The organism is Flagellimonas onchidii (assembly GCF_004804315.1).
GTDB classification, from domain to species: domain Bacteria; phylum Bacteroidota; class Bacteroidia; order Flavobacteriales; family Flavobacteriaceae; genus Flagellimonas; species Flagellimonas onchidii.
On the sequence record NZ_SRXX01000008.1, the window covers coordinates 128,274 to 147,107 of the forward strand.

Annotated in this window: 12 protein-coding genes; 6 read left to right on the top strand and 6 right to left on the bottom strand. The window is 40.6% G+C overall.

Annotation, left to right across the window (positions count from 1 at the left end):
* The 6 genes from E4661_RS10330 to E4661_RS10355 form a co-directional block, all read right to left on the bottom strand.
* A complete protein-coding gene (locus E4661_RS10330; RefSeq protein ID WP_136467006.1) occupies positions 1-2,331 on the bottom strand; it encodes a GH92 family glycosyl hydrolase in 2,331 nt (776 codons plus the stop codon).
* Between the two features lie 13 nt (positions 2,332-2,344).
* Entirely contained in the window at positions 2,345-4,594 is a 2,250-nt protein-coding gene (locus E4661_RS10335) for a GH92 family glycosyl hydrolase (RefSeq protein WP_136467008.1), read from the bottom strand.
* A gap of 70 nt (positions 4,595-4,664) precedes the next feature.
* Positions 4,665-5,753: a carbohydrate-binding family 9-like protein gene (locus E4661_RS10340; protein WP_136467010.1), complete on the bottom strand. Its 1,089-nt coding sequence runs from the start codon at positions 5,751-5,753 to the stop codon at positions 4,665-4,667.
* A gap of 10 nt (positions 5,754-5,763) precedes the next feature.
* Positions 5,764-6,753, bottom strand: coding sequence for a glycoside hydrolase family 130 protein (locus tag E4661_RS10345; RefSeq protein WP_136467012.1), 990 nt, complete (start codon positions 6,751-6,753; stop codon positions 5,764-5,766).
* 24 nt (positions 6,754-6,777) lie between these two features.
* Positions 6,778-8,655: a sodium:solute symporter family protein gene (locus tag E4661_RS10350; protein WP_136467014.1), complete on the bottom strand. Its 1,878-nt coding sequence runs from the start codon at positions 8,653-8,655 to the stop codon at positions 6,778-6,780.
* 19 nt (positions 8,656-8,674) lie between these two features.
* Positions 8,675-10,924, bottom strand: a complete 2,250-nt coding sequence (locus tag E4661_RS10355) for a GH92 family glycosyl hydrolase (RefSeq protein ID WP_136467016.1) — start codon at positions 10,922-10,924, stop codon at positions 8,675-8,677.
* A gap of 222 nt (positions 10,925-11,146) precedes the next feature.
* Here E4661_RS10355 and E4661_RS10360 point away from each other — a divergent pair, with 222 nt between their 5' ends.
* The 6 genes from E4661_RS10360 to E4661_RS10385 all read left to right on the top strand — a co-directional run bounded on the left by E4661_RS10360 (position 11,147) and on the right by E4661_RS10385 (position 18,824).
* Positions 11,147-12,232, top strand: coding sequence for a sensor histidine kinase (locus E4661_RS10360; protein ID WP_136467018.1), 1,086 nt, complete (start codon positions 11,147-11,149; stop codon positions 12,230-12,232).
* Complete coding sequence (locus E4661_RS10365; protein ID WP_136467020.1) at positions 12,232-12,936, top strand: LytR/AlgR family response regulator transcription factor; 705 nt, start codon at positions 12,232-12,234, stop codon at positions 12,934-12,936. Before E4661_RS10360 ends, E4661_RS10365 begins: the two co-directional genes overlap by 1 nt.
* A 273-nt stretch (positions 12,937-13,209) precedes the next feature.
* Positions 13,210-15,459 carry a PSD1 and planctomycete cytochrome C domain-containing protein gene (locus tag E4661_RS10370; RefSeq protein ID WP_240751453.1) on the top strand — a complete coding sequence of 750 codons (2,250 nt, stop codon included), beginning with the start codon at positions 13,210-13,212 and terminating at the stop codon, positions 15,457-15,459.
* A gap of 1 nt (position 15,460) precedes the next feature.
* Positions 15,461-16,951 (top strand): DUF1501 domain-containing protein, encoded by a 1,491-nt coding sequence (locus tag E4661_RS10375; protein ID WP_136467024.1) that lies wholly within the window; start codon positions 15,461-15,463, stop codon positions 16,949-16,951.
* Positions 16,948-17,985, top strand: coding sequence for an NHL repeat-containing protein (locus E4661_RS10380; RefSeq protein WP_240751454.1), 1,038 nt, complete (start codon positions 16,948-16,950; stop codon positions 17,983-17,985). Before E4661_RS10375 ends, E4661_RS10380 begins: the two co-directional genes overlap by 4 nt.
* A 53-nt stretch (positions 17,986-18,038) precedes the next feature.
* Positions 18,039-18,824 (top strand): chitobiase/beta-hexosaminidase C-terminal domain-containing protein, encoded by a 786-nt coding sequence (locus E4661_RS10385; protein ID WP_168796359.1) that lies wholly within the window; start codon positions 18,039-18,041, stop codon positions 18,822-18,824.
* Positions 18,825-18,834: the final 10 nt, after the last annotated feature.

An 18,834-nucleotide genomic window follows, 5' to 3' on the forward strand; every position in this document is an offset into this window, starting at 1 on the left:
TTATTGATTAGAAAGTGAATAAGGGGCTGACGCTTCCGAGACACCCCATTTTTTATTTGGTTCTGAGCCCATTGTAAATTCCAGATTACCACCATCTTGAACGGTTTTGGTAGAAATCCAGGTATTGTTGAACGATTTGCCGTTTAAACTGGCATTCTGGATAAACGGATTTTTCTTTCCATTTCCATCTGCAGTTATGATGAAGGTGTTCCCATTTTCAAGATGCAACACTGCTTTGTCGAACAGCGGACTTCCTATGACGTATTGGTTTGTGGCGGGAGCAACCGGATAGAATCCCAATGAACTGAAAACATACCATGCAGAGGTTTGCCCATTATCCTCGTCTCCGCAATACCCATCAGGAGCCGGAGTGTAGAGTTTGGTTAAAACTTCTCTTACCTTGCTTTGTGCTTTCCAGGGTTCTTTGGCGTAATTGTACAGATAAATCATGTGTTGGATAGGTTGGTTGCCGTGGGCATAATTTCCCATGTTCATTATCTGCATTTCACGGATTTCGTGAATGGTAAAACCATAATAGGAATCATCAAAATCTGGTGGCATATTAAACACGCCGTCCAACATACTTACAAACTCTTTATCTCCTCCCATTAAATCGATAAGCCCTTGTACGTCATGAAAAACAGACCAGGTATAGTGTAAACTGTTGCCTTCAGTAAAGGCATCTCCCCACTTTAATGGATTAAAGGGCGATTGAAACTCACCATCCTTGTTCTTGCCGCGCATCAACTTTGTGGTTGGGTCAAACAGTTTTTTATAGTTGAGTGATTTTTTATAATAAGTTTCAGCTAATTCATCATCACCTAAAGATTTTGCCATTTGCGCAATGGTAAAATCGGCATAAGCATATTCCAAAGTCCTGGCAGCATTTTCATGGATATCCACGTCATAAGGAACGTATCCCAACTCATTATAGTAATCCAACCCAGCTCTGCCCACACTGTTCACAGGTCGTCCATCTGGAACAGTTGCATTTTTGAGCATTGCCTCCAAAAGTGTTTCTTTATCAAAACCTTCCACACCCATTAAATGGGCATCCGCAATGATCGGGGCAGAATTGGAACCGATCATACAATCGCGATGCCCTGGACTGGCCCATTCAGGTAGCCAACCGGATTCTTTATAGGTGTTGACCAATCCTTCCATGATGTGTCCGTTCAATTCAGGATACGTCATATTGAAAAATGGGAACACCGCACGGAAAGTGTCCCAAAAACCATTGTCCGTAAACATATAGCCTGGCAAGACCTGTCCGTTGTACGGGCTATAATGAACAATTTGGTTATCCGCATCAAATTCGTAAAACTTTCGAGGGAACAACAGCACTCGATATAGGCAGGAATAAAAAGTACGAAGATGGTCTATGTTTTTGGAGCTAACCTGTATTCTACCCAATTCTTTTTCCCAAGCTCCGGTTGCTTTGGCGCTTGTTTCTTCAAAACTTTGGCTGCCGATTTCGCGATTTAAATTCAGCTGCGCTTGTTCGGGGCTGATAAATGAGGATGCTACTTTTACGTGCACTTTTTCTCCTCTTTTTGTTTTGAAACCAATGATGGCCCCAACGTGTTCTCCTTTATTTTCTTTAGAGTCTTTTTGCAGTTCCCAATCATCGCTCCAAGTGTGAGTCAACTCAAAGTCCTTATCGAACTCGGCCACAAAATAATTGTGGAAGTTTTCTGGCACACCTCCACTGTTATTTCTGCAATACCCGATTATTTTGCGCTCTTCTGGCAGAACCTTGACCATAGAACCTTTGAAAAAGGCATCAAGCATGATGTAAGCCTCATCGGTTTCTGGAAAGGTGAATCGGAAGTGGGCAGCTCGTTCTGTCGGAGTCACTTCAGCCAAGACATCATAATCCGCCAAATAAACACCATAGTAATCAGGTTTTACGGTTTCTGCCTTATGGGAAAAGTGTGAAGCACGCTCATCTTCCTTATATTTTAAATCTCCGGTTACGGCCATTAATGAAAATGCTGCATAATCATTGATCCACGGACTAGGTTGATGGGTTTGCTTGATTCCACGGATGGTTTTCTCATCGTATTTATAAGTCCAACCATCTCCCATTTTTGAAGTCATGGGTGTCCAAAAATTCATCCCCCACGGAGTGGCGATAGCCGGATAAGTGTTTCCGTTTGACAAGCTAAAATCAGAGTCGGTACCCATTAGTGGGTTTACATACTCGAGCAAGGAACTTTCTTCTGAACCTTGGTCCATTGCAATAGACTTATCTTGTTCTTTTTGGCATGAAAACAAAATCATAGTAGTCGTCAAAATCAAAGAATGCAATTTCAAATGATATGTTTTCATGGTGTTCAAGTTGTTAGTATATTTTGTTTGTGTCAGGGGTTCTAGTCTGGTTTTTGTCGGCTAGTTGAGGGTCGGAAGTCATCGTGAAAACCAATTCTCCGCCTGAGGTAATTTCTTTATGGGTAATGAAACTTCTATCCAATTTTTCTCCGTTTAGAAAAACTGCCTCAACAAATGTGCCGTCGCTGTTACCGTCCTTTTTTATGGTGAAGATTTTATCATTTTCCATCTGGATTTCTGCATTTTTAAACAATGGAAGTCCTAAGTCATAAACACCTTGGGCAGGATTTACTGGATAAAATCCGAGGGAACTCAAAATGTACCACGAAGACATTTGCCCGCAATCTTCATTACCGCAATGTCCGTTGGGGTCGTTTTTATACTGATTTTCAAGAATATTATTGACCAATTTTTGTGCTTTAGAAGGCTGGCCCACATAATTATACAGATAAGCGACGTGATGGCTAGGTTCGTTTCCATGGGCATATTGTCCAATCATTCCTGTGCTGAACAGCGGTAGTTTGTCCTCAGGACTTGGGGCATAACTGAACATGGAGTCCAGTTTTTGTACAAAACGTTCTTCCCCTCCAGTGTGAGAGATGAGCCCTTCTATGTCTTGGGGAACAAACCAATAGTAATGCCAGGCATTGCTTTCGCAAAAGTATGGAGTGTATTCCTTTGGAATAAAGGGTTCAATAAAATCACCATCAGGATTTTTGGGCTGTAGCCAAGACCTTTTGGAATTGTATAGATTTTTCCAATTTTCTGAACGCTTAAGGAAATACTTATAATCTAGCATTTTACCTAAATCCTTGGCAAACATGGCAATGCACCAATCATCGTAGGCATATTCCATGGTTTTGGAAACTGACCAGTTTTCATGTCCTTCATCCACAGGGATATACCCTTTTTCCTTGTAAATGTCAATTTGACGCTCATCAACCATGGCACTCTGCTTGCAAGCCTTATATGCTAATTCGGCATCAAAGTCAAACCCTTTGAAATAAGCATCCACAATTACCGGAACGGCATGGTACCCAATCATCATATTAGTCTCACTACCTTGCATAGACCATACAGGTAACACTCCAGTTTCATTATAATGTGCCAATAGTGATTTAACCATGTCCGGCACTTTTTCAGGTTGGATTATGGTGTAAAGTGGATGGGCCGCTCTAAAAGTGTCCCAGAGCGAAAAGGTATCATAACGATTATAGCCATTTGCTTTGGCAATGGAATCTGTTCCCTCTTTAAGCTTCCCATTGGCATCATTAGCCGCTTTGTACTCTCCATTGCTATCGCTGTACAAGGTCGGAGCAAGCATGGAATGGTAGAGCATGGTATAAAAAATGGTTTTTTTGTCCAGATTCTGGGATTCAATTTTGATTTTCCCTAATTCTCTTTCCCAAACGTCTTGAGTCCTTTCTTTGATGGTTTCGAAATCCCCTTGGGTTTCAATACCAATGGCTTTTCCAGCAGCTTCCGAACTTACCGAAGACAAACCTGTTTTGATTTGAATCTGTTCTCCTTCTTCGGTACTGTAATCCAAGATTATTTTTGACGATGCACCTTCCTCATTTTCAATTATATCGTAGGATTTGAAGGGTTTGGAAAACTGCATTTCAAAAAACAAACGCTGATTTCGGGCCCATCCCGTGGACATCCGATGCCCTTGTAGGATGGAATCATTGACCACTTTGATGAAAGTATCTGTTGGTTTATCCCAATTGAGCGAATATCCTAAATCCACATGGATTTGGGTGTTTTTGTCCTTTGGAAAAGTATACCTGTGAACGCCAGTCCGTTTGGTGGCAGTCATTTCAGCTTTGATGCCATAATCCAATAAATCCACCCAGTAGTATCCTGGAGAGGCACCTTCATTTTGATGATCAAATCTTGAATAGGGTTTGTAGTTGTTTTCTGGAATGCTATCTGAAAATCGACTGTTAGTCGGCATCACCAAAATATCATATAAATCTCCTGCCCCGGTACCAGTTAAATGGGTATGGGAAAAGCCAGAGATAATGGAATCTTGATAATAATATCCTGCAATACGATCCCAGCCAGGGATACCAATATCGGGACTCAATTGCACCATCCCAAAAGGGGCGGTAGCTCCGGGATAAGTATTTCCAGGACCATCGGTGCCAATAAATGGATTTACAAAATCAGTTAGCTTTGCGGCCGTGTTGGGTTGCTTAGGTTGTTGAACACAGCCAAAAGTCAAAAGCAATAATCCGGTATAGACGAAGCCCAACTTCATTTTAATCTTCCTGCTATTTATTCATATCAATTAACTCACAGTGGTCTGCTCTAAATTAGAGTTAAGATGGCTACTTCTCATGACTTTCAAATTTACCTTCTTTGTCAACAGTGAGAATTTTATTGGTAAATGGACTTTTTGTCCAGATGACAAATCCTTTAGTGTATTTTTCAAGGGTAGGGGTAATAGATTTTCCAAAAAATTCTTTTTCAATTCCTTGGAAATTTCCATTGGAGTCCTTTTTCCAATTGGCGCCCATATTTTTCCCTTGAATTAAATCTCTATAGAGCTTATAGAGATGCCATTTGAGATATTCATCCTTTGGAATTTCAAAATTAAATGGGTTGCCATCCACTTCATTTTCTGAAAAATATACATAGCCCCAATGCTCGGGTTCGTGCATATTGATTACATACTGAGGAGACCAAACCCAATTGTATTCATGCAAAAGCTTATCAGTGCTTGGATCTTTTTTTCTTGAGTACTTTCCTTCAGAAATGTCATGGTCCCAATTGACCCTAGAGAAGCCAACTCTCCAAAAACGGTTTTTAGGGACGTTGTTTTGATAGTATCCAGTTCTTAAATCGGTAAAAGGAATTGCTATTTCAATTGACCATCCTTTATCAATATCCGTTGGATCGTTGAGTGTACCTTGAATGGAAACTGCAGATTGCATTCCCAAAGCTTCCCATCCATTTATGGTTTCATTGCCAGCACGGTACGGGGCAGTTATGTATTGATCCCAAACCGTATTCAAAACATTCCACTCCAATTCGTAATAGCCATGAACATCTCCTTCAGGGTCAAGAAAAATCTCGAAATCATTGTTGTGGAAAATTACCGCATCGTGTTTGGTAATATCGCCCCAAACATGTGGTTCTTCCATTTGTGCATAGAAGTAGACATTGTTTTCATCCCAAAGCATTTTCATCCGAGTATCATAAGTGGGCTTTTTGACTCCTTCTATGTCAATAAACAAATCTGACCAAGGTGCATTAGCCCAAGAAGACTCGTCAGCTTTTCCGTCCACAAGAATCGAGTCTACGGTTTTGTAGGCTACATAGCTTCTCGGTACTTTTTGGGAGAAAGCTATGATACACCCAACATACAATACGAAAAGAATGAAGCTGATGAGTTTTTTATGTTTTCCTATTTCCATTTTCTACATTTTACAAACTATTTTCTTTGGTGAACTTCACGATTTCAGAGATATGCCCGAAAGCCAATCCAACCACGGTATCTGCAGCGCCATAATAGATAGCTATCTTATCTTCATCAATCGAGTGCAATGTGGCGCATGGGAATACCACATTGGGAACATCACCCATACATTCGTATGTTGTCTGTGGAGAAAGTAAATAGGGTTGTGTTCTAAACTTTACTTTATCAGGATTCTCCTTGTCCAAAATGGCAGCACCCATGGAGTATCTAAATCCATTACAGGTATTGATCACACCATGATAGATCATGAGCCAGCCTTCGTCCGTTAAAATGGGTACAGACCCAGCGCCGATCTTGGTGCACTGCCAAGCACTGTCTTCAAAAGGAGAAGCTTTCATAACACAGCGATGTTCTCCCCAATATTTTATGTCGGGGCTATAACTTATATAGATATCACCAAAAGGAGTATGGCCATTATCACTTGGCCTACTCAGCATAGCGTATTTGCCATTGATTTTCTCCGGAAACAATACTCCATTTCGGTTAAAGGGTAAAAAAGCATTTTCACATTGAAAGAATTCCTTGAAGTCAAAAGTGTATCCAATTCCGATAGTCGGGCCATGGTATCCATTGCACCAAGTTATCCAATATCGATCTTCTATAAAAGTAACTCTGGGGTCATATTTATAATCTGAATCGATCATTTGGGTGTTGCCTGCCTCAAACTCAATAGGCTGATGATTAATATCCCAGTTGATTCCGTCTTTACTGAATCCCGCAAAGATGTCCATTTGTACAGCCTTGTTGTCGCACCGGAACACCCCGGCATACCCATCTTCAAAAGGAACAACAGCACTATTGAAAACACTGTTGGATGTGGGAATGGCATCTCTTTTAATAATGGGGTTATTGGAGTATCTCCAGATAACGTCAGTGGTTTCAGCAGGTTTCTCCTGCCAAGGAATGGCAATTGTCTTTGTTGTGATTTGATCGTTCATTTTGTTAAACCGCGATTAGGGAACTTAATTTGGTATTTTTTGCACCTTGTTTAACCAAGTATACTTTAAAATTATGGAAGTTATTATAAATACAATACATGCCACCAAGGTTTTCGGGTAATCCCGAATCACTAGATAGATAGGCAATAAGATCATACTGGACTGCCAGATGATACCGATGACACAATTCATCATATCCATCCAAAAATCACTGTTCTTTTTGAAGGTGGGATCCTCGTTGGTCAGTTCGGTATGTACAGGTTTCCACCAGCCCCATGGTTTTACCTCTTTATAAAAAGACTTTAACACGGGCATTTCCGTTGGTTGGGTGAAATAGGTGCCTAAATACGAGCCCAATAACGAAAAACCAAAGATGATAGGGAACAAATAAATGGCATGCATATTGGCAACATCAAATAGGAAATCACCTTCCATAATATTCGCCTTGTTCTGGTCCAATATGAATTGAAGGGTGGCAATAAGTAGTCCGGCGACCATGCCCCAGAAATACCCCCAGCCATTAAATCGCCACCACACCCATTTTAGGAAATTGGCTGCCACATAGCCGCCATAAAGTGCACTGGTGATCCAGAGTGTAAGGGAGTTGATGGATTCTGCAAAGAAGCCCATAAAAACCCCTAGGCCCACAACAAAGAAGGAAGCTATGTGGCTTGCTTTTATGTAGTGCTTGTTGGAAGCATTAGGCTTAAAGTATTTTTTATAGATGTCATTTACAATATAAGCAGGGCCAGAATTCACAAAGGCGGAAAAGGTTGACATAAATGCTGCCAAAAGGCCAGCGAGTAGCAAACCTTTTATCCCAACTGGGACGTGAAAGTTAATAACTTTTGGAAGGATGACTTCTAAATCTCCACCGGCAAGTTCCGGATTGGTGCTCATACTTGGCCCAAGAACAACTAGGGCAATTACCACTATACCTGCAATCAACAAATATCGGGGAATATAAAGTACCAAGTTGGTAAATCCACTCATATAGGCGGCCTCTTTCACGGTTCTTGTGGAAAGAATCCTTTGGAAATCATAACTCGGGACCGGACCAGCAATACTCGCGAAGAAACCTTTAAAAAGGGTCATCCCGATAAAAGCTCCAAACATCTTATAACCTTCAGAATCTATCAGATCGTTGAAAGCTTGGAATTTATCGCTCCAAATTCCGCCCAGTTCATTTCCAAAAAAAACGTTACGCCATTCTTCGGATATTATTGCGTTTATTTCAACATCACTAATGGCGAAAAATGTATAACCTGCTACAAGGATTCCCGCTATAACCATGATGACATACTGTAGCACTTCTGTGGCAACCACGGAAAACATTCCACCTTTAATAGTGTACAGAGTGGTCAAGAAAATGATAATCAGCGCGTACGATTGCTCTGAAGTGAGCAACAGGACATCTCCAAACTCTAAGGGAATGTTCCAAGGCAATATTATGGTTAAAAATTTACCAATCCCTTCGAAAAAATAGGCAATGAAACCAACTACAGAAACTATTGCAAATATGGCTACTATAATGTGTGATGCTCTTCCTGCTCTTCCATCTCCAAAACGGGTAAGAATCCATTCAGAGCCTGTCATAATGTTGGAGCGACGAATCCAAACGGCCAAGAACATCATTACGAAAATTTGATTCCAGACAGGCCATAACCACATGAACATAAAGCTTTTTACTCCATAAAGAAACAGAATGCCCACCATCCATGCAGTACCTGAAATATCAAACATACCCGACCCATTGCTGAGCCCGAGGTAATACCATTTAATGTTGTTCCCACCTAAAAAATAAGATTCAAGGCCTTTGGACGCTTTTTTGGAAACCCAAATTCCGATAAAAAGCGTAAGCAATACATAGAGTGCTATGATTGAAATGTCTATTACATCCATATGTTCGTACGGGCTTTAACTATATGCCCCAATTTTTATTTGGGTCTGAACCCATTTCAAATTCCAACAACCCCCCAGCCATGATTTCGTCATGGGTGATATAGGTTCGCTGTAATGATTTTCCATTTAACTTTACTGATTGAACGTACTTGTTGATTGATGAGGTGTTTTTTGCTGATATGATAAAATCATTTGCTTCTGATATTTTGATTGTCGCTTTTTCAAAAAGTGGGCTTCCCAACTCATATTGACCAGAAGCAGGGTTCATGGGATAAAAGCCCAAGGAGCTGAAAACATACCAAGCGGACATTTGCCCGCAATCCTCATTACCACTCAACCCATCAGGTTGTGCGCTGTATTGGGAATTCAAAATTTCCCTGACCCAATATTGTGTCTTCCACGGTTTTCCCGCCTTGTTAAAGAGGTATGCGATATGGTGACTCGGTTCGTTGCCGTGAGCATATTGACCTACCAACCCTGAAATATCTGCGGAAATGTTATCACCAGAAATTTCGGAGGTTTCTGTGAACAACTCTTCTAACTTTTTTGTAAAGGGCTCTTCTCCTCCGTGTAATGCAATAAACTCAGGAATATCGTGTAATACAAACCAGCTATGCTGCCAGGCATTTCCTTCTGTATAATCGGTGTGTTCTCTATGATTGGAATGTTTTGGGTCAAAAGGTTCATTCCAACTCTTCTTGTCTGCGGAACGACCCCTCATAAATCCAGTTTCAGAATCAAAAATATGTTTGAATGCCTTAGAGCGATTCAAGAAATAAGCGTAGTCATCTTCCTTACCCAAAGCTTTGGCCATTTGGGCAACGCACCAGTCGTTATAAGCAAATTCAAGACTGATTGTAACGGATTCGTCTTGTTCTGTATATGGAATGAATCCGTATTCTTTGTAAGGTTTCAATCCGCGGATATCGCCCATCATGGTGTTGCGAACAGCTTCGTAAGCTTTATCTACATCGTAGTCTCGAATTCCTTTCAAAAAAGCTTCAGCAATCATAGAAACCCCGTGATTTCCAGTCATGGTATTGGTCTCATTGGCATAAAGTGTCCATACCGGAAGTCGGCCTTGTTCTTCATAATAGGTCAACATAGAATTTATAATTCCGCTAACTCTATCTCGCTGCAGTATGTTCAGTAATGGATTTTCTGCTCTAAAAGTATCCCATAAAGATAGAGTAGAGTATGCTTGCCAACCATCTGCCTTGGCAATACTGTCGTTTTGCAATCGAAATTCGCCCTCGACATCGCTAAAAAGCACTGGAGCTATTTGGGTGTGATACAGGGCGGTATAAAAAATGGTTTTTAAGGAATCTACCGGAGTCTCAACCTTGATTTTGGAAAGTAGGTTTTCCCATTGTTTACCTGTGGTTTCCTTTGTTTGGTTAAAAGAATTGGAATCTCCTTGTAATTTAAGGTTTTCCTTGGCATTGTCAACACTTACCGAAGATACGGCTATTTTAAGTTCGACAATTTTTGAAGGACTCTCCTCAAAAAAGAACTGTCCGCCTGTTTTAATGCCTGCTACTTCTTGGACATTTTCCACAACTTCATTGTCAGAACTGAGAATAGACTTTTTAATAGGTTCGGAAGACGAAATGGCAAAGAAAACTTTTTGGTTTTTGGCCCACCCGGTGCTAAATCTATAGCCGGTCAACGTTGTTTCATTTTCTAGGTTAATCGCACTTTCAAGTGGCCTGTCCCAATTAACCGCATAACCTAAGTCCAAAATAAATGACGGTGAGCCTTCGGCTGGATAGGAGTACTTGTGATAAGCAACATAAGAATTTGCGGTAAGCTCAACCTTGATATTGGAATCGTCTAAATCTACTCCATAATACCCTGGGGAGGCAACTTCATTGACATGCGAAAAACGAGAGGTGTAGGGAAGACTGTCCTTTGGTTTTCCAAAAAGAGTTTGATTCATAATTTGGGTGGTCGGCATAAGCAGAATATCGGCTAAATCTCCTATTCCCGTTCCACTTAAATGGAGTTGACTAAAACCTGAGATTATCGAATCTGTTATATGATAGCCAGAGCACCAATCCCATCCACCCGTCCCATTATCGGGACTGGGTTGTACCATTCCAAATGGAGCCGTGGCACCTGGAAAGGTATGCCCGTGGCCACCTGTTCCAATGAAGGGGTCAACAAAGGAGGTGAGGTTTTGAGGTGAATCAATAGATTTTTCTTGCTTGCAAGAGATGCCTGCAAGCAGCAGTACTGATAGCATAAGGAAGCAAAAGAACTTGTCCATTACCTTTCAGTATTAATATTTTTTATACTTTTCCGCAAAAAGCATTTGGTTTAGTTATTGCTTAAGCAATAAATAGGAATTGGTTCTTTGGTTATTATAGGTTGTGCAATTGCAATTTTAAATATTTATAATTTTATCCTCCATAAGAATTAAATTAGACCAATAACCTTTCGGAAAAGCTGAACAACGGAAAAACCGTACAAGAAAAACAAGAAGAAATCCATGTATATTAATGATAAGTTGGATGGGTTTTTAAATGGCGAAACCCCAAGGCGATATCGGATTACATATGTGCACCATATCATCTTTTGGCTCATTTACTTTGCTATCAATACAATTCGGTGGGGGAGTGTGCACAATGACTTTGCACTTTCTTTGAAAACAAACCTTATCGGTTTTCCAATTCATATAACGCTTGCCTATTTCAATATCTATTTTCTTATGCCCAAGTATGTGTATACAAGAAGATATATTATGTATGCCCTTCTTATGATAGCCAGTTTGTTTGTTATGCTGTTGGTAAAGTTTAATCTTACCTATTATTTGGTGAGCACTAATGTTATGCCAGAAGGCTCGGGAATTACGGATAGTATTACCTTCAATTATGCCATGACGACAATGATTGGGGAGTTGTATGTTGTAGCCTTTGCAACAGCAATCAAGGTAACTGTAGATTGGTTACGAGAAAACAGTAAGCTCCATGATTTGGAAAAAAGACAGTTAATGACCGAATTGAAGTTTCTTAGATCTCAAGTGTCGCCTCATTTCTTTTTCAACACGCTTAATAATATATATTCGCTCACGCTTGAAAAATCCAATAAAGCTCCAGAGGTGATTTTAAAACTTTCTGGAATGATGCGGTATTTACTCTATGCGACCAGAAAAAGGAAACAAGACCTTAAAAGCGAGATAGACTGTATTCAAAATTATATAGATCTTGAGCGTATCCGGTTCAATGATGCCCTTCAGATTGATGTTGGGATTTCTGGTGATATGGAAAACAAGGTGATTGCCCCCATGTTGTTGGTGCCGTTGATTGAAAACTGCTTTAAACATGGTGCTAGCAAGAACATTGGGAGTATGTACATTTCCATAGATGTGGACGTTACGGAAGACCTTTTGCACTTTAAAGTATCCAACACTATTCCTAAAAAAGATACTGCTAGTAAGCTTGAGACTAGAAGTGGTGGTATAGGTCTATCGAACGTGAAAAAAAGATTGGAATTGGGATATGATCCCGAAGATTATGAGCTTTCGATATTTGAAAAAGATAACATGTTTCATGTAGATTTAAAACTTAAAGTGTGATGGAGTTACGTGTAATAATAGTGGATGACGAGCCGTTGGCAATCAATGTGTTGAAAAATTATGTGGAACAAGTAAAACAGCTTCAACTTGTTCAAACTTGTTCAAATGCCATTGACGCATCATCCTTTTTACAGGAAAATGAAGTGGATATCATTTTTTTGGATATCAATATGCCGATTCTGGATGGAATGGAATTTTTAAAATCGTTACAGATTGTTCCAATGGTGGTAATAACAACTGCCCATGAAGAATATGCACTTGAAAGTTTTGAACTTGAAGCGATTGATTACCTTGTGAAACCTATTCCATTTCCTAGGTTTTTGAAGGCAATAAACCGTATCATTAACCTAAAACAAGGAGCTCCAAAATCAGGAGCTTCCAAAAATGAGAAACCGAGCATTTTTGTAAAGGTTGACAAAAAAAAGCTTCAAAAGATTTTTATTGATGAGATTATTGTAGTTGAGAGCCTTAAGGATTATGTCCGTATAAAAACCACCTCTGGAAAATACATTATCCATAAGACTTTGGGCAGTTTTACAGAGGAACTCCCATCAGATAAATTTCTTCGAATACACAGATCCTACACCATTGCAATAAATAAGGTCGAGGCCATAGAAGGAAATAGTCTTGAGATAGATGGGATAAGGTATATTATTGGGCGAAGTTATCTGAGCGAGGCGAAAAGCCGTATTCTGAATGATTAAGAATAAAGAAAAAACAATTCGAATTGTTTTAAGCTGCTGTGATAACTATATAGTTATCAATATCTTTCATTAATCTCTGCAACCCTGTTATTGGTCGAAAATTTTTAACTTGTAAAAGGTTATCAAGCTAGTTTAAAGGAAAATAAAGTTTAATTTACTTCGGCCATGTTTCTTAATTCCAAATCGAGAATACAAACAATTTTTGTTGTTTTTCTAGTTTTCCTTGCTGCAACTGTAATTGGTTGTAAGAATGGAAATAAAAAATATGTGGCCATGTCTGAAACCGGTTCTACCGGTCAGCTTCCAGATAGTATTGACTTTTCACTACATATAAAACCCATTCTATCAGATAGATGCTTTACTTGTCATGGACCGGACAAAAACGCAGTTGAGGCTGGATTGTCATTGAACAAGGCGGAAGATGCATATGCCGCGATTGGAGAAAATAAGGACAGGTATGCAATAGTTCCGGGAGATTTGGATAAAAGCGAGTTGGTCAAGCGTATTTTTGAAGAAGACCCCAACTTGATGATGCCTCCTCCGGAATCCAACCTGATGTTATCTTCATACGAAAAAGAATTGTTGAAAAAATGGGTGTCCCAAGGTGCGGTTTACAAAGAACATTGGGCATTTGTGCCTCCAATAGAGCCCAGAATTCCCAATCCAGTGGATGATAATTGGAGTGAAAACGAAATAGACAAGTTTATTCTTGAAAAATTGACCTTTAAGCAATTTACTCCATCCAAAAAGGCGGCAAAAGAACAACTCATAAGACGTGCTTTTTTTAGTATTACTGGCCTACCTCCTTCGGTGGGGCAAGTAAATGCTTTCTTGCAAGATGATTCTCCAAAAGCATATGAACATATTCTAGACTCTTTGTTGAATACAAAAGCATATGCGGAAAATATGGCCGCCGAATGGATGGAAGTGGCAAGATATGCCGACACCCATGGTTATCAAGATGATTTTGAGCGAATTATGTGGCCTTGGCGGGATTGGGTGATTCATGCCTTCGATAAGAACATGCCATATAATGAATTTGTGACTTACCAGTTGGCTGGAGATATGCTGCCCGACGCTACCAAAGAATCCATACTTGCAACGGGATTCAATAGAAATCATAAGATTACTGCTGAAGGAGGTGTTATTCCTGAAGAATACCGCATAGAATATGTAGAGGACCGTACCAATACTTTCGGTACAGCTTTTTTAGGAATGACTATGGAATGTGCTCGCTGTCATGACCATAAATATGATCCTGTTAATCAGAAAGAGCACTTTCAATTGTTCGGATTTTTCAATAATCTGGATGAAGATGGGTTGATGCGAGGAGCTCAAACAATCCCAAAACCGTCCATGGCCATTACAAAGAAAGATGTTGAGGGTGTTTTAGACTTTGTAAACATGACCAAGGTACAAGCACCTAAAGTTGAGGTAATGGTGATGCAGGACATGTCCGAAGCGAGAGAAACCTTTGTGTTGAATCGAGGTGTTTATGATCAGCCCACCGAACAAGTTTTTCCAGGAACTCCCGAAGCTATTCTACCTTTTCCTGAAGAATTGCCAAGGAACAGGTTAGGGCTCTCCAAATGGCTTTTCCATGAAAAAAATCCTTTGACCGCTCGTGTAGCTGTAAACCGAATCTGGCAACGCATGTTTGGAAACGGACTTGTGGAAAGTTCATATGATTTTGGAAATCAAGGAGCATTGCCTTCTCACCCTGAGTTATTAGATTTCCTGGCCATAAAATTTCGAACAGAAGGTTGGGATATTAAACAGATGATGAAATACATGGCCCTGTCGGCCACCTATCAGCAAAGCACAGAAATTTCTAAGGAAATGAACGAAAAAGACCCAGAGAACACCTATTTGGCTCGAGCTCCTCGTCTACGATTAAGTGCTGAAATGATTCGGGACCAAGCTCTAAAAATAAGCGGACTTTTAAATGCCGAAGTAGGTGGGCCGAGCGTAAAACCATACCAACCTGAAGGCATTTGGGAAGAAACTACCGGTGGCGGTGGAGGCAGCACGGCAACCTATGTGCAGAGCTCAGGAAAAGATCTCTATCGAAAAAGTCTGTATACTTTCTGGAAAAGAACCGTGCCCCCACCAAGCATGATGACGTTTGATACCTCATCAAGGGATTTATGCACCGTACAGCGACAAGAGACCAATACACCGCTCCAGGCTTTGGTGCTCTTGAACGACCCTCAGTTGATCGAGGCTGCAAGAGCATTGGCCAATAAAACTTTGGATATTGCAGGTCAAAATTTGAACGATAAGATCACTTATATTTTTCAAAGTGCCACATCCAGAAAACCTAAGGAAGAAGAACTTACAATTCTGAATGATTTGTATCAGGCATCCCTAGAAAGAATTAAAACAGGTGAAATCGTTCCCGATGAATATCTTTCGATAGGGGAGTCTGTAAATTCAGAAGATATTCCGGCTGATCAATTGGCCGCTTTGGCTTTAACTGCGCATACCATTTTAAATTTGGACGAAACCATATCAAGAGGATAACATGGGAGAAAAGAAAATAATAGCCGATAATGCCCTCAACCTGAACCGACGTGCATTTTTAGGAAAATCTGCCCTTGGAATCGGGGGAGCCGCTCTGGGAACGCTGTTAGGTTGTAATTTTTATCGGAAGGAAGGAGAGCTGATGGTTAAGGCAGACAATCCGATGGGAATAAAAGGAATCCTTAACTCACCCCATCATCCTGCAAAAATAAAACGGGTGATTTACCTATTCCAAAGTGGAGGACCTTCACAACATGAGTTGTTTGACTACAACCCACTGTTGAATAAAAGAAGGGGAGAAGATTTACCTGAATCGATTCGAAATGGGCAGCGCTTAACCGGAATGACATCAGGGCAAGATAGTTTCCCTTTGGTCGGATCTAACTTTGAATTCAAGCAATATGGCAAGAATGGAACTTGGATTAGTGATTTATTGCCATACACCGCTAAAATGGCTGACGACATTTGCATCGTAAAATCAATGTACACGGAGGCCATAAATCATGACCCAGCAGTAACTTTTTTTCAAACCGGATCGCAACAACCAGGTAGACCAAGTATAGGATCTTGGCTGAGCTACGGACTAGGGAGCGAAAATGAGAATCTTCCCTCTTTTACCGTTTTACTGTCAAGAGGCACAGGTAGACCAAATGGACAACCCTTATACACCCGACTTTGGGGCAACGGTTTCTTACATTCCTTGCACCAAGGAGTACAGTTTAGGGCCGCAAAAGACCCGGTACTTTACTTAAACGACCCAAAAGGAATATCCAAGGAGACCAAACGTGCCATATTGGATAATCTTGCTGAGCTTAATGAAAAGCAATATCAAGAATTTGGTGATGAAGAAATTCAAAGTAGGATAGCTCAATACGAAATGGCATATCGCATGCAAACTTCAGTTCCGGAAGTCATGAACACGGATGATGAACCTGACTACATTTATAAAATGTATGGGGCTGACGCTAAGATTCCAGGGACCTATGCTGCGAATTGTCTATTGGCAAGAAGGTTGGCAGAACAAGATGTTCGGTTTATTCAGTTGTACCATATGGGCTGGGATCAACATGACAATTTGCCTGGAGCGATAGAAAAGCAAGCCAAAGATACCGATCAGGCTTCCGCTGCGTTGGTGGCCGACCTAAAACAAAGAGGTATGTTGGAAGATACTTTGGTGATTTGGGGCGGAGAATTTGGAAGAACTAATTACTCCCAGGGAATACTTACAGATACCAGCTATGGACGCGACCATCACCCACGATGCTTCTCCATTTGGTTGGCTGGAGGAGGTATAAAACCAGGAATCGTTTATGGGGAAACTGATGATTTCGGGTACAATATTTCTGAAAATCCTGTGCATGTGCACGACTTCCAGGCCACACTTTTGCATTTATTGGGAATTGATCACGAAAGACTCACATACAAATATCAGGGCCGCAGATTTAGGCTTACTGATGTTGAAGGCCATGTGGTAAAAGATATTCTAGCATGATGAAACGCAGAAAATTTATTGAAAAAAGCAGCTTGGCGGGATTAGGATTGGCTTCATTGGGGAACATGTCTTTTTCTCCAAGACTTCTAAAAGACGCTATAATAGGACACGGTGATTATAAGTATAAAGTTGACATGGATTGGGGTAAGCTCAATAGTGAGCGATTCCCCGTAAAAGACTGTCATGAAATGGTCCAAGATGCCAAAGGGCGCATCCTTCTATTAACCAACCATACTAAAAACAATGTCCTTATTTATGATAAGTCTGGGAAACTTCTGGATTCATGGGGTACGGATTATCCAGGGGCACACGGGCTGACATTACATGATGAAAATGGAACCGAGTTTTTGTATATCTGCGATAACAATCGACACGAGGTCATAAAGACTACTCTAGATGGAAAGGTAATCCAGGTTTTTCCATTTCCAGAGGAAACGGGGAAGTACCAAAAGAAAGAAGAATATATTCCGACAGAGACGGCGATTGCGGCTAATGGGGATATTTATGTGGCAGACGGGTATGGAGCGCAGTTTATAACCCACTATGATGCGAAGGGGAATGTCAAAAACGTGTTCGGTGGGAGAGGAGATTCAGATGAATTGTTCAATAATGCGCACGGTATCTGTATCGACAATCGAGATTCAAATAACCCAACATTGCTCATCACGGCTCGTCAACAAAACAAGTTGAAACGCTTTTCTTTAGCAGGGGAACATATAGAGACCATTGATCTGCCCGGGGCTTATATCTGCAGGCCAGTTATTCATAACAAGCATGTGTACTTGGCCACGATTTGGTCAGGAGACGGTTCTGAAGGAACCGGATTTATCTCCATATTGGACGAGAACAATAAATTGATTTCTGCTCCCGGTGGAAGCACACCGGTATATGAAAATGGTTCATTGAACCCAATGTACCAAGCATTGAAGATTTTCAGACATCCCCATGATGTGTGTATCGATGAAGATGAGAACATTTACATCGCGCAATGGAATTCTTGGGCTACTTACCCTATAAAATTATTTAGAGTATGATGTATGGACGATGGAGATTGAGGTTTGGGAAGCCCCAAATTCAAATTTTAATAATGATTTTAGCCGTTGGCGCTTTCAACTTGGCTTGTCAACCCAAAAACACAAACTTTTTAAAGACCGACGAGGTACAACTGGCACCTCCGAGAATAGCGATTGATTCTTTGCTTTTTATCCAATCAGCGACCGTGCAATTATCAGCTGGAAGCGAAGAAGCGACCATTAAATACACTTTGGATGGTTCGGATGTAAATTCTGATGCTCCTGATTATACTTCACCATTAGCTGTTTCATCATCAACCCAAATAAAGGTCAGAGCGTTTCATCCCGAGTTTGGTGCGAGTGAAACTGAAGAACGGACTCTTATTAAAATGGGCAAGGATATTTCTGGTTCTGAAATAATGGTTCAACCAGATGCGCACTCAAACTATGCTGCCTTGGGACCACAAACCTTAGTTGATGGTCGAAAAGGAGAATTCAATTTTAGAAGTGGAAATCGATGGCTAGGGTTTCAGTCTGATGAGGTGATTATGGATTTGGAATTTTCTAAACCTACAGCCGTTAAAAAAGTATTAGTGGGGTTACTTCGTGATCAAGGTGCTTGGATTTTCTTTCCGAAGACTATTGAAGTTAAAGCATTGGAAAAATCAATAGGATACTTCAATGTTGAACAAGCGGGTGTGGAGGAAAGCAAGAAAATGAGATTCATGGAAATTCCCGTTGAACAAGGTGAATATGACCAAATAACCATAACAATCAAAGCGTTGGAAGGCATCCCTGACTGGCATCCTGGAAAGGGAACCATGCCGTGGACATTTGTGGACGAAATTTTGATTGAATAACCGAACCAAG

What these genes read in the sequence shown, in the direction of transcription:
- E4661_RS10330 (WP_136467006.1), bottom strand. Translation starts at nt 2,331, where the DNA reads ATGAAAACATATCATTTGAAATTGCATTCTTTGATTTTGACGACTACT.
- E4661_RS10335 (WP_136467008.1), bottom strand. Translation starts at nt 4,594, where the DNA reads ATGAAGTTGGGCTTCGTCTATACCGGATTATTGCTTTTGACTTTTGGC.
- E4661_RS10360 (WP_136467018.1), top strand. Translation starts at nt 11,147, where the DNA reads ATGTATATTAATGATAAGTTGGATGGGTTTTTAAATGGCGAAACCCCA.
- E4661_RS10375 (WP_136467024.1), top strand. Translation starts at nt 15,461, where the DNA reads ATGGGAGAAAAGAAAATAATAGCCGATAATGCCCTCAACCTGAACCGA.
- E4661_RS10355 (WP_136467016.1), bottom strand. Translation starts at nt 10,924, where the DNA reads ATGGACAAGTTCTTTTGCTTCCTTATGCTATCAGTACTGCTGCTTGCA.
- E4661_RS10380 (WP_240751454.1), top strand. Translation starts at nt 16,948, where the DNA reads ATGATGAAACGCAGAAAATTTATTGAAAAAAGCAGCTTGGCGGGATTA.
- E4661_RS10340 (WP_136467010.1), bottom strand. Translation starts at nt 5,753, where the DNA reads ATGGAAATAGGAAAACATAAAAAACTCATCAGCTTCATTCTTTTCGTA.
- E4661_RS10350 (WP_136467014.1), bottom strand. Translation starts at nt 8,655, where the DNA reads ATGGATGTAATAGACATTTCAATCATAGCACTCTATGTATTGCTTACG.
- E4661_RS10365 (WP_136467020.1), top strand. Translation starts at nt 12,232, where the DNA reads ATGGAGTTACGTGTAATAATAGTGGATGACGAGCCGTTGGCAATCAAT.
- E4661_RS10370 (WP_240751453.1), top strand. Translation starts at nt 13,210, where the DNA reads ATGTCTGAAACCGGTTCTACCGGTCAGCTTCCAGATAGTATTGACTTT.
- E4661_RS10385 (WP_168796359.1), top strand. Translation starts at nt 18,039, where the DNA reads ATGATTTTAGCCGTTGGCGCTTTCAACTTGGCTTGTCAACCCAAAAAC.
- E4661_RS10345 (WP_136467012.1), bottom strand. Translation starts at nt 6,753, where the DNA reads ATGAACGATCAAATCACAACAAAGACAATTGCCATTCCTTGGCAGGAG.